This window comes from Wohlfahrtiimonas chitiniclastica DSM 18708 (assembly GCF_000375345.1).
GTDB lineage: Bacteria > Pseudomonadota > Gammaproteobacteria > Cardiobacteriales > Wohlfahrtiimonadaceae > Wohlfahrtiimonas > Wohlfahrtiimonas chitiniclastica.
In genome coordinates this window covers 282,811-294,796 of the sequence record NZ_AQXD01000001.1, presented here as the reverse complement: position 1 = coordinate 294,796, position 11,986 = coordinate 282,811, and the positions used below count along the sequence as shown (strand labels likewise).

Annotated in this window: 11 protein-coding genes, 2 tRNA genes, 1 other RNA gene and 1 pseudogene; 4 read left to right on the top strand and 11 right to left on the bottom strand. The window is 39.4% G+C overall.

What is annotated here, in order from left to right:
- Positions 1–420 precede the first annotated feature (420 nt).
- Positions 421–1,563, bottom strand: coding sequence for a hypothetical protein (locus tag B143_RS0101345; protein WP_018121875.1), 1,143 nt, complete (start codon positions 1,561–1,563; stop codon positions 421–423).
- Between the two features lie 252 nt (positions 1,564–1,815).
- Between B143_RS0101345 and B143_RS0101340 the strand changes: the two genes are divergently transcribed.
- The 3 genes from B143_RS0101340 to B143_RS0101330 are packed head-to-tail and all read left to right on the top strand — an operon-like array spanning position 1,816 to position 4,352.
- Positions 1,816–2,793 (top strand): DUF1852 domain-containing protein, encoded by a 978-nt coding sequence (locus B143_RS0101340; protein WP_018121874.1) that lies wholly within the window; start codon positions 1,816–1,818, stop codon positions 2,791–2,793.
- 25 nt (positions 2,794–2,818) lie between these two features.
- Positions 2,819–3,850 (top strand): methionine synthase, encoded by a 1,032-nt coding sequence (locus B143_RS0101335; RefSeq protein ID WP_018121873.1) that lies wholly within the window; start codon positions 2,819–2,821, stop codon positions 3,848–3,850.
- Between the two features lie 10 nt (positions 3,851–3,860).
- Positions 3,861–4,352, top strand: a complete 492-nt coding sequence (locus B143_RS0101330) for a flavin reductase (RefSeq protein WP_018121872.1) — start codon at positions 3,861–3,863, stop codon at positions 4,350–4,352.
- A 36-nt stretch (positions 4,353–4,388) separates the two neighbouring features.
- Here B143_RS0101330 and B143_RS0101325 read toward each other — a convergent pair whose 3' ends face one another.
- The 5 genes from B143_RS0101325 to B143_RS0101305 all read right to left on the bottom strand — a co-directional run bounded on the left by B143_RS0101325 (position 4,389) and on the right by B143_RS0101305 (position 8,775).
- Entirely contained in the window at positions 4,389–5,147 is a 759-nt protein-coding gene (locus B143_RS0101325; RefSeq protein ID WP_018121871.1) for a HEAT repeat domain-containing protein, read from the bottom strand.
- 106 nt (positions 5,148–5,253) lie between these two features.
- Positions 5,254–5,613, bottom strand: coding sequence for a hypothetical protein (locus B143_RS0101320; RefSeq protein WP_008315114.1), 360 nt, complete (start codon positions 5,611–5,613; stop codon positions 5,254–5,256).
- A 178-nt stretch (positions 5,614–5,791) separates the two neighbouring features.
- Positions 5,792–6,640: a DUF3553 domain-containing protein gene (locus B143_RS0101315; RefSeq protein WP_018121870.1), complete on the bottom strand. Its 849-nt coding sequence runs from the start codon at positions 6,638–6,640 to the stop codon at positions 5,792–5,794.
- Between the two features lie 37 nt (positions 6,641–6,677).
- Positions 6,678–7,361 (bottom strand): ribonuclease H1 domain-containing protein, encoded by a 684-nt coding sequence (locus tag B143_RS0101310; protein ID WP_018121869.1) that lies wholly within the window; start codon positions 7,359–7,361, stop codon positions 6,678–6,680.
- 40 nt (positions 7,362–7,401) lie between these two features.
- Complete coding sequence (locus tag B143_RS0101305) at positions 7,402–8,775, bottom strand: cryptochrome/photolyase family protein (RefSeq protein WP_038195668.1); 1,374 nt, start codon at positions 8,773–8,775, stop codon at positions 7,402–7,404.
- A gap of 237 nt (positions 8,776–9,012) precedes the next feature.
- Here B143_RS0101305 and B143_RS10140 point away from each other — a divergent pair.
- Positions 9,013–9,147, top strand: a pseudogene (locus B143_RS10140) (integrase core domain-containing protein); the annotation flags it as partial.
- Positions 9,148–9,189: 42 nt separating this feature from the next.
- On the opposite strand, the gene B143_RS0101300 reads toward B143_RS10140, so the two are convergent.
- From B143_RS0101300 to B143_RS0101285, 5 genes are all read right to left on the bottom strand, one after another.
- Positions 9,190–9,933 (bottom strand): Fic family protein, encoded by a 744-nt coding sequence (locus tag B143_RS0101300; RefSeq protein WP_018121867.1) that lies wholly within the window; start codon positions 9,931–9,933, stop codon positions 9,190–9,192.
- 23 nt (positions 9,934–9,956) lie between these two features.
- Positions 9,957–11,165: a tyrosine-type recombinase/integrase gene (locus tag B143_RS0101295; RefSeq protein WP_018121866.1), complete on the bottom strand. Its 1,209-nt coding sequence runs from the start codon at positions 11,163–11,165 to the stop codon at positions 9,957–9,959.
- A 165-nt stretch (positions 11,166–11,330) separates the two neighbouring features.
- Positions 11,331–11,684, bottom strand: a transfer-messenger RNA (tmRNA) gene (gene ssrA, locus B143_RS09835).
- Between the two features lie 67 nt (positions 11,685–11,751).
- A tRNA-Phe gene (locus B143_RS0101290) sits at positions 11,752–11,827 on the bottom strand.
- A gap of 18 nt (positions 11,828–11,845) precedes the next feature.
- Positions 11,846–11,921: transfer RNA gene (locus tag B143_RS0101285), tRNA-Phe, on the bottom strand.
- Positions 11,922–11,986 lie beyond the last annotated feature (65 nt).

Genomic DNA, 11,986 nt, shown 5'->3' with positions numbered 1-11,986 from the left:
GTTCTACTGTGGAAATAAAAGCACGCATTGGATTGAATTTTCTAACTATCCACCTAATGATACATTATGCTTAGATTTATCTAGGTCATAAATCTAATTGATTCAATTTTCTTTGTTCTTTTAATCTAACAGTAATTGTTAAGTTATCAATGCCCAGATAGTACAACCTCATGCTGTAATATCTAATGGCCCTCCGTGAAAAAAATAATTTAAATACCGCTAGAAACTAGCGGGCGCTAATTCTGCACTATAAATTTTAAATTGGCAACGTTTTTATGCACCCATTTTTCATGTAAATTTACATAAAAATCATGTGGATATTGGTAAAAAAATCATGACAAACTTTAAGAAAGTATGACTTGGTATTTTCTAGATATTCCCCATAAAAAAAGCCCTTTTCAGGGCTTGATTCAAGATTAGTTATTGCTCTTCACAGCCCATTCTAAATGGCCCTGAAGATAAAACTCTCGTGAAATTCATATTCGCATACCAATGGGCTTCAGGCGGAATGGGAAGCGTGATGCCCACGATTTGTAAAGTGACTGGCCCTGTTACCGCACACAATTTTGATTCAAATTTTGGATCTGTCAGATCTGTTTTAATGCCAAAATAATGCCCTGCATTTTCAACCGTCACGCCATCTAGTACATATGTTGTCATGGTGGCTTTCTCAGGCAATACACTTTGGTCATATGGATCAACTTGAAATTCAAAGCGATAACCATCCATGTCATTCGGCTCATATAATAATTGCCCACTTAACACTTTTGAACCTATATATTGATAATCATCCCTCACATTTGCCACCAATTGAAACGGAATATTTGGCGCTTCAGTTTGTGTAGATGAATGAGTGACGGGAGAAGCATTACTCATGGGATTGGCCTCTTCACATCCCCATTTTAAGTCTGCTTTTTGCTCGAGGTTATAACCAATCATGATGCGATCCACCGGCTGCCCCTTCAGGCTTTGCTCGGCAACATCGCGGTATTTGTTTGGTGTACAGTTAAAACGATTGTCCATCATCCAATCTACACCTTCATTGGCCTCCATAATATTTGACCAACGTGACACAGCTTCATAGGATGCATTGACAGAACTTAACAATAACTCCCGCCAATTTTCCGCATGTGAACCTTCATACAACTCATACACAGAAGGATCATAAGCATTGCCGCAATTGATCCCAAAGCAATCGGCATAATACGTCACAGGACCTGATAATCCAAAGACCACATCACGCGTTGGGATTTTCTCATACGAGGGTAGAATATCATTCAATACAAATTGGCATTTGCCGCCAATAGTCACACTTAAGGTATCGACAGCACCGTCGCGCGTCTGAACGTCTAATGGACAATGATCCACAAGATACGTTTTTGTCTGAGTGTGTTGATCTGTTTTACGAGCAGGACCGATTAAATTTTCTAAATACGCAATGTCCACACCAATCATGTCATAAGAAAACACATCCGCTATTTTACTGCCCGCTGCGACAGCCGGTGCCACTGCTGCACCATACATTGCCAACATCACTGATGTCATTTTTAATAATTTTTTCATATTCGACTCTTTTATTGTTTAGTTGTGAATGAGTACTGCCCTTTGATTATAAATTTAAAATAAAAAATTGCGAACACTCACCACACATTTTTGCCCAAAAAGCGCCTTTTATCTAGGTCTGTCTTTTAATTGATGAATTTTCCTCATCGTTCTATGAAATTAAATCATTTTTTTTCATGCATTGATTTAGATATAAATCAATACAACAGTAAATTTTAAGTTTCATCTTTAGGCATTAGGGGCTAGAACACTATGAGTACAAATTTTAAATGTTCCGTCAAAAGCATTGATTTCGACGAAAATTATCATCCTGCAAACAGCACACGTTTGACCACAAACTTTGCGAACTTAGCAAGAGGCGAGAGCCGCCAAGAGAACTTGCGCAAAACATTGCAGATGATGAACAGTCGCTTCAATGACTTAGCCCATTCGGATAATCCCAAAGGTGACCGCTACACCATTGCGCTTGAAATCATCTCCGTGGACATTGATGTGGAAAACAACGGCGAAACCTTCCCCATCATCGAGATTTTAAAAACCAACATCATAGATCACGTGACCAATCAACGCATTGACGGCATGGTGGGCAATAGCTTCTCATCTTATGTGCGTGATTATGACTTTAGTGTGTTGCTGCTTGATCACAATAAAGACAAGGCTGAATTCAGCTTGCCTGAAAACTTTGGGGATCTACATGGCAAACTCTTTAAATACTTTGTCAATTCAAAGGCATATCAAGACAACTTTAAAAAACCGCCTGTGATTTGCTTAAGCGTTGCGAGCAGTAAAACTTATCATCGCACCGCAAATACGCACCCTGTGCTCGGCGTTGAATATGTGCAAAATGAGTTTTCCTCAACGGATCAATATTTTGCGAAGATGGGCTTACAGGTGCGTTATTTTATGCCGCACAACTGTAAAGCGCCACTTGCCTTCTATTTCAGTGGCGATTTATTGAGCGATTACAGCAATCTTGAGTTGATCAGCACCATTGCCACAATGGAAAGTTTCCAAAAAATCTATCGTCCTGAGATCTACAATGCCAACTCAGCGGCGAGCGCGGTCTATCAGCCAAGCTTAAACAATCAAGATTTCTCCCTCACGCAAATCGTGTATGACCGCAAAGAACGCAGCGAATTGGCCGTTAAACAGGGAAAATTTACCGAAGAACACTTCATTTTGCCTCACAAAGAGATTCTTGAACAATGGGCGGCAACGTACGACCTTTAATTCACCTCATGGATAGACAACGATTATGAAAAGATTATTACCCACCTCTACCGCAGGCAGCTTACCGAAACCTTCTTGGCTTGCGGAACCTGAAAAACTTTGGTCTCCTTGGAAATTAGAGGGCGAACAGCTCAAAGAGGCAAAAGAAGATGCCCTATTGATCGCTTTGCAAGATCAAATCCATGCAGGCATTGACATTGTCAGCGATGGCGAACAAACTCGCCAACACTTTGTGACCACCTTCATTGAACACTTAAACGGCGTAAACTTTGAAAAACGCGAAACCGTTAAAATTCGTGATCGCTATGAGGCGAGTGTGCCGAGCGTAGTTGGCGAAGTGTCCCGTCAAAAACCTGTGTTTGTGGACGATGCCAAATTCTTACGCCAACACACCGATCGCCCGATCAAATGGGCATTGCCAGGCCCAATGACCATGATCGATACCTTGTATGATGGTCATTACAAGAGCCGCGAGAAATTGGCTTGGGAATTTGCAAAAATCCTCAACCAAGAGGCCAAAGAGCTTGAGGCAGCCGGCGTTGACATCATTCAATTTGATGAGCCTGCATTTAATGTCTTCTTTGATGAGGTTAATGATTGGGGCATCGCCACTTTAGAACGCGCCCTTGAAGGCTTAAAATGCGAAACAGCGGTGCACATTTGCTACGGCTATGGCATCAAAGCGAATACCGATTGGAAAAAAACATTGGGCTCAGAATGGCGCCAATATGAAGAGGCCTTTCCAAAATTGCAGCAATCTAACATCGACATCATCTCGTTAGAATGCCATAATTCACGCGTGCCGATGGATCTGCTTGAGCTCATTCGCGGCAAAAAAGTGATGGTGGGCGCCATCGATGTGGCCACAAATGTCATTGAAACCCCAGAAGAAGTTGCGGACACTTTACGCAAAGCCCTTCAGTTTGTAGATGCAGATAAACTCTATCCTTCCACAAACTGTGGCATGGCTCCGCTTGCTCGCCATGTAGCGCGCGGCAAGCTCCATGCATTGAGTGCTGGCGCTGAGATCATCCGCAAAGAGCTCCACTCAATTTAGGAAAATAGTCATGGTTGAAGCGACAGACTTTAGAAATGCAATGTCTTTGTTAACAGGTGCGGTCAATGTGGTGACCACAGTGGGTGAATCCGGTCGTTATGGTTTTACAGCATCGGCTGTGTGTAGCGTGACAGATGCACCGCCAACCCTGTTGGTCTGTATGAATAAATCGGCAAGCTCGCATGCACACTTCATTGCCAATAAAGTTTTGACGGTCAATGTGTTAAGTGCTCATCATCAACACATCTCCACTGTTTTTTCCTCAAAAATGGGCCCTGAAGAGCGCTTTGAGTTTGGCAATTGGACAACCTTAGCAACCGGCGCACCGGTGCTAGAAGATGCACTGGTGAGCTTTGATTGCGAGATTGAGCACATTCAAGAAGTGGGCACCCATGCCATCTTCATTTGCCAAATTATTGCCATTGGTCAAAGTGAACACAATCAAGGTTTGGTGTACTTCAACCGTGCATATCACCCGGTGGGCAATCCTGAAATTGCCTAAACGGTTGCATAGAAAAAGCCCCAAATGGGGCTTTTTTTATTCGTACTCGTGATGTCTTGGCAGTTGTCTGATCTGAACGGTGAGCCAGTTTTTAAACTCCCCCTTCTTCTGATACTTGTGCATGTCAAACTCTAAAGGGAAAATGGTGCGAAACTTCGATTCAAAGCGCTCATAAGAAAAATCCTCATGCAATGAATTGGCCACTTCCAATAGTTTTTCATGCAGATCCTTATCCACATACGCAGGCGCTTTGCGTGGGCTGCTGATGTCATAACCAAAGATTTTTAAGCGCGCATGGGCAGCTTCTCGCACATCATTGACGGGATCGCTTTTCATGATCTCTAAAAACGCCGCTTCCACTGCTGGGCACTTATATTTACCGAGTTTTTTTATGGCATCAATGCGTTTTTCATAACTGTGGGCATCGTTGAGCTTTTTAAAAAGTGCCTCTTGATCCGCAGGTTCTGCCTCAATGAAGGCAGGCTTTGGCGCATTGAGTTTTTTAAGGATCTCTTGCAAATCCTCACCATGCTGATAGCGCGAACGTATGATTCTAGCGGCATTGAGCACATATTGAAAGGGGCGCGCCATCGGTGGGATGTTGCGCTTTTTCACAAGGCTTTCATACTCAGCATAACGGGCTTCGACCCTTTGCCAATCTTGCGGGAATTTCTTTTTAAATCCCAGTATAAATTCATCATCCGAGGCATTGCGGTCTAAGTCTAATAAGACTTCTGCCACTTTTTTGTCCTTATCCTCGATGATGACACCCTTTGTTAAACGCTTCTTTCCCATACTGCCCTCTATTGACCTGCAAAATTTCTAACTAAAGAAGGATTATATTATTAAATCGTATGTAAAGCACCTAATCTAAAGGGTGATCGCCATTGAACTGTGTATTTTATGAAAAATCCAACTGTGCTTCAAAAGCTTTTAAATCGAGTCTTGCCAAACCTAAATGGGCTTCGGCACGATCTAACACCAAGTAAAGAAAATAGTTGGTGTTTTTCTTTAATAAACGAATTAAATGATACTCTTTGCCAAGCGTGATCAAAATGTCTTCGATTTCATCATCTAAGTTGAGGCTATTGGCAACGTCGCGCTTTGTTTTGACAATTTTAGCGTTGCCTGATGAGGCGAGCACAATGTCAAAATCCGTCGCGCTTTCTGATGCAACGGCGACTCCGCTATTGACATCCACCAGTGACACCACTTTAAAACCTGCAATCTTTTTTAACTCTGCTAAATTATATTGACTCATGATTCTTCCACTATATTTACATTTAAATAAATGTAGCTTACATTTATACTTTATGAACATTTTTATAAAAATAAATTTATATTTCCTAACTTTTTAGTTTGATGAGTCATAAAAAGTTTTAATTCACAAGCATCATGGCTCTAAAGTTATGGTCAGCAACCGAATGACAATGTGTAAACTAATATTTTTCAACGCTCCACATAAAAGACTGTAAATCTATCATATCTTTAGGTGGTAAAGATGCATTGATCAAATGCGTTTTAATAGACTCAGCTAACATCAGTATTTTCTTATATGTTAAATAGTTCACTTCAGGCTTATATTGAATATTAAAATCACACACTTTTGCTATATCTTGTGTAATGCTTGGCTTCACAAATATATGTTTGTGTGGATAAAAAACAAAAAGAAAAAACGTCATAATCGGCCACTTTTGAGCATCCATCTCTGATAAAACTTCTGAGAATTTCATAAAATTATCTTGAAAATCACTCTCATTCCCATAAAGCAAATCATATAATCCATAAGCAAAATTTTGCTGATGCAATTGATGTTTCAATGCATCATTGAACTTAATCACTTCGAATGTAGAAATTAAATTCATTTTATCGCGACTGATTAATTTCTGTGCACTTTTAGCAATATACTCAAAATTTTTATTCTGCAAAGCATCATGCATAACGTCTTGAGATAACCATTCTGCTGCCAATCTAGTGATTAATTCTTTATCTAACCGCTCGTTTTCAATATATTTAATATCATCGAATCCCGCTGGAAAAACTTCTAAAAAATAGTCGATTAAGCCTTTAATATTTTTATTACGATCCCTAACAATTAAATTGCGGTGTCGAAAGCTAGCATCTTCAATGAGTTCTAATTGGACTCGATTCAAAGACAATCTTTTGGTTTCATTTAATTCTGTAAAAAAAATTTCAACAATGTCATGACGACTATCTTCAATCACGACGCCCACTCCCCATTGTGGTTGAGCTGGATGTTTAACTAATTGATCTTTAATTAATTGCATGCGTAATATCCTTTCTATTATAGTTCTTTAATTATCTCTATGAGAGCATCGCCTGATATGCCAATTGATCCGCTTTCTCGTTATATTCTATACCAGCATGGCCTTTGACCCACACAAATTCAATGTCCAAGATCTTTTGGTATTTTGCCAATTCTGCCATAAAGAGTTTCGAAATATCAGCATGCGCTTGATATTCGCCCCTTGCCCATTTACCCGTATTTTGCAAATCATGATAAATCGTAATCGCCTTGTATCCATGGCTAGATGCCCAGTTTAAAGCTTCTAAAGCCCCAAAAACTTCGGGTGCAATATTTCGGCTTGAAGCATACTGATCAGTCGCCATCTTCTTGCCAATCTCAACAGGTTTGATTTCATCCTGATGCAGGATATAACAGCCAAATCCAGCAAGAGGCACACCCGTTGAATCACTAAAGCTACCATCAACAAATGCCACAACCCTAGCATTTTTTAAGTCCGCAATCACGCGCTGATCATAATCCTCAATGATGGGCGCTATTTTACTTTTTACGCTTTTATTCTGACTTTTGTCTTTTTGTAGACTTTCTGTGCTTAATAAAAATGCCTCTGCATCGGCTAAAATCGGGAAACTTTTGAAGACAGCGCCTTTAAATCCATTCGTTTGAGCCTGACATTCTGCCCAGGTTTGATAAATCCCAGGCTGACGACCAACACGAACAGCATAGTATTTTTGTTGACTCATCAATCCACCCAAATGTATGACAATAAAAGGTGACTCAATACTACTCCGACAAACGTTTAAACGCCTCTATTGCCCTGATCCGACTACTTTTCAGATCCACAATGACATTTTTCTGCACTTTATGAATCTGCTGATGATCTAAATGCGATAATTCCGGGCACCATTGACGAATGAAATCACCCTTTGGATCAAATCGCTCAGACTGCGTCACAGGATTAAAGATCCTAAAATACGGCACGGCATCGGTGCCTGTAGACGCCGACCATTGCCATCCGCCATTGTTGGCAGCAAAATCGCCATCAATGAGATTTTGCATAAACCATGCTTCCCCTTTGCGCCAATCGATTAAGAGATTTTTTGTTAAAAACATCGCGGTAATCATTCGCCCTCGATTATGCATCCAGCCTGTTGCTTTGAGTTGCCTCATAAATGCATCGACGATGGGCACGCCTGTTTTGCCATTTTTCCAGGCGTCAAAATCTGCCTCATTGTCTCGCCATTGAATTTTTTCTGTTTTCTCCTGAAAAGCTCGATTCTTAGAAACATTCGGGAAATTCCACATGATATGGTAATAAAATTCCCGCCAATACAGCTCATTCATCCAAGTCAGAATGCCTTCATCGCCCGTTTTAAAATGCCCTTCATTGAGAATTAACGCTTCTCTCAATAACGCTTTGACAGAAACAACGCCTTGCGCAAGATAGGGTGATAAACGACTGGTGCCATCGATCGCAGGAATATCCCGATGATTATGGTAATGAAAAATATCCTCTTTTAAGAAATCTTGCAGCACGCCAAACGCTGCATCTTCGCCTGCTTGATACGCTAAATCATCAAACGCTTGGTAAGGATTCACCTGAATGTCATCACTTGTGAGCCCTGTTGGCACTTGCACAGGAATCTCACAATCATTCTCAAACGGTTGATGTTCCAACACTTCTATCAATCGCTTTTTAAAAGCCGTAAAAACCTTATAAGGGTTATTGTCTCCATTGAGTATCGAGCCGAGTTTGACCAATGTTTTATCGTGGCAATGATTAATCTTAAAACCACTCTTTTTTAATTGTCGATAAACCGCACGATCTCTTTCGACTTCATTAATGCCCACCTCATGATTAAAATACAGCGATGAGATTTGATGGTCGAGCATCAATTGATTGATGCGCTCTGGGATTTGTGCCCATGAATCTACTTCAATGATCTTTAAAGGAATATTTTTATGGTCAAGCGCCTTTTGAAGTGCTTGTAGATTTCTCCACATAAACGCCAGTTTCAATTTAGCATCATGATGCTTTTGCCAGTCTTCATGGGCAATGATAAAAAGTGCAATCGCCTGCTGATTTTGAGTCGCTTTATATAAAGCTTCATTATCATGAATTCGTAAATCAGATCGAAACCACATTAAAGATCGCATAATACCCCTGAGCTCTACTCAAAAATTAGATCATTATAATATAGCCTATAAATAAGATGGCTATTCAAAAAAGGCGTTTTTCGACACATACACGTGCAAGGATTGATTTAAGTTTTGAAGTCCTAAAAAAGGGGATGATGCTCTTGCTTTGAATCTACGAATTAAACCTAAAAGACGATTAAAAAGACATCAGTCTGAGCCCTTGAAAGAGCCCATTAAGGCTAATCAAGTTTGGTCTATAGTTGGTTGAGCCAAAATTTGTTTGATACGCTTGAAGAAGTACAAAATTATGCCACCAAGTGGCTTTGGCATTATAATCATGAAAGACCACATCAAGCTAACCAAGGAAAGCCACCTTTAATGGTTGCTTAACCTCTACTTTTAACTTCGGTTATTAATGGGAGGATTACCATATCACCCAACAATATCCCAATATCTTTCCAAAGATCTCAATTCTTCCTGGATAAATAATTCATTAATCAATGAATAATCTTGTGCTCGGCAAGCCAAATCCAATGCATCGTAATAAGCCAAGCGATTTTCAGCACGAATGATGACGGGTAGATAATCAGCTTGCATGAGGATCAAATTGCTTAATAAACGGCCTGTACGACCATTACCATCACTGAATGGATGAATTTTTACAAACTCGTTATGAAATATAGCTGCGCGAATCACAGGATGATATTGATTAAATTCTTCACTATTGAACCACTGAATCAATTCCGCCATCGCTTCAGGCACTTTGATATGGTTAGGTGGCGTTGTTGATGCTCCACTAATTACAACATTTTGTGTTCGATATGCTCCTGCATCTTTAACTGTGTTTTTCGTCACCAAATAATGCGTTTCTTTAATAATATTTTCAGTTAAATCTGCATCACTCTGAATGAGAGATTGGATATAATCAATTGCTTCCTGGTGATTGATAACTTCTAAATGCTCGCGTAATGTTTTGCCCTGGCCAACTGTTAATCCCTCAAGGATAACCTTAGTTTCATTCAGTGTCAGCGTATTACCTTCAATGGCATTCGAATGATAGATCCATTCAAGATTCATAGCTTCTTGCAACGATGAAAGTGTCAACTCAGGCAATGGACGTAAGCTATGGATCTGATCTCGCAAAGCATCAATCTTATTTAAATTTTCATTAATCATATCTATTCCTTACCTATATTCTTTTAATCATTCAAAATTAGATGCAATTCATCTAAAGCAGCAAGATTACCCTTTTGGGTTGAGCACTTATCAATAAAATCACTCCACCATTGCAATACTTCTCTTTTCTGTTTGATATATTTGGCTTTATTGTAAATCACACGCGTTTTATTTTCATCAGCATGAGCCAAACATGATTCAATCACATCTCTATTAAATAAACCTGTTTCATTCAAAATTGTTGAAGCTAAATGCCTTAATCCATGAATTGTTGTATCAATTCCATGCCTTTTAGCCAATGTTAATGGATATGAGATACTCATATGATCAACAAAATTACTTCGTGGAAAAATATAGGTACCACCTTTACTAAGCATTTTCATTTTATCTAATATAGCAATAGATTGGTGGGATAGAGGAATATAGTGATTGCGATCTATTTTCATATCCTCACCTTCAATTATGATGCATTGCTGTTTTTCATCATATTGATCCCACCTAGCTGTGGCAGACTCAACAGGCCTAGTGATATTTCTAAAGATGAATTCAGTACATAATCTACCTGACAAACTCACATTTTCATTCTGAAATAACTCAAAGAACTGATAAATTTTATCTTGATCAACAGACTTAAACTGTTTTGCTTTTCTTGTTTTAAATGCTTGATTAGACACTTGAATAACAGGATTATATTTACATAAACCTCTCGCAACAGCAAAATCAAATGCCATCTTAATAAATGATTTAGTTTTAATTAATTGAGCCAGTGCTTCTCGCGCTTCCACAGCCAAAAGAGCATCAACAACATGCTTAGCTTCAATTTCATGGATTTTCATATTTCCTATTTTGGGAAATACATCAGCAACCATTGTATTCATTGCTCTTGTATGATGACGCTCTGAAACACCATGCTTCCAACGTTCATACCAATCCATAAAAACGGATTCATATGTATGATTACTGCTGGTTTGAATGGCTTCACCATTGATTAACTGAAGCTTTAATGCATCACGCTTTATTCTTGCATCTGCTAATGTAATTAAATTTGCATCACCAATCGTATATGTTTTTCGTTTTTTATTATGATCATGATAATCAAAGCGCCAAACTTTACTCCCACTTGGATGAATGCAAAGTTGCAAGCCATTACCATCATATAATCTATAAAGCTTCTCTTGTGGTTTAGCATCTTTCACTTGCTTAACCGTCAGTGGTACGATGATTCTAGCCATAATAGTAGTATATCTATTGAGTAAAATTAATATACTACCATTTTTACTTCCATTTTACTCTAAAACAAACCCATTCAACCTAAACCATAAGCAATAAAAAAGCCACTCAAACTCAGTGTTTTAGTGGCTTTCCGTCAAATACTCTTAATCAGTATTTATGTTATCTGGTGGAGGCGGCGGGATTTGAACCCGCGTCCGAAAACTATCCATCCTTGGTACTACATGTTTAGCCGTGTCTTCAATTTAACTGTGTCTCATCCGACCGGCAGGATAACAAACAGCTGTCCTAGTTAGGTTTCGAGAGGGTGCTCCTAGGCAAACATCTCTCTAGATCGTTTAAGTTGACTGATGTTACCACCGAACGAACACAGTAGTAAGATCAGTTAGCAGGCTTAAGCTGCTAAAGCGTAGTTATTATCGTTTGCAATTATAACTGATTGCCGCGTTTTTACGAGACTCTCGACCTTCTCGACATGCACCTCAAACTTCAACATCCCCGTCGAATCCAAGAACGCCCCCATTTAAGTTTTTTTAGTATAAAACAAAAACAGTAAAATAGCAATGTATTTTACTGTTCTCTAGAATATGGTGGCTCGAGACAGAATCGAACTGTCGACACGAGGATTTTCAATCCTCTGCTCTACCAACTGAGCTATCGAGCCGTATTGTGTTTGCATTAATGGTGGCTCGAGACAGAATCGAACTGTCGACACGAGGATTTTCAATCCTCTGCTCTACCAACTGAGCTATCGAGCCATTTTGCAATGTTTCATCGCTAATGCAGGTGAGCATTAAACACTATTAATTCACTTTGGTCAAGC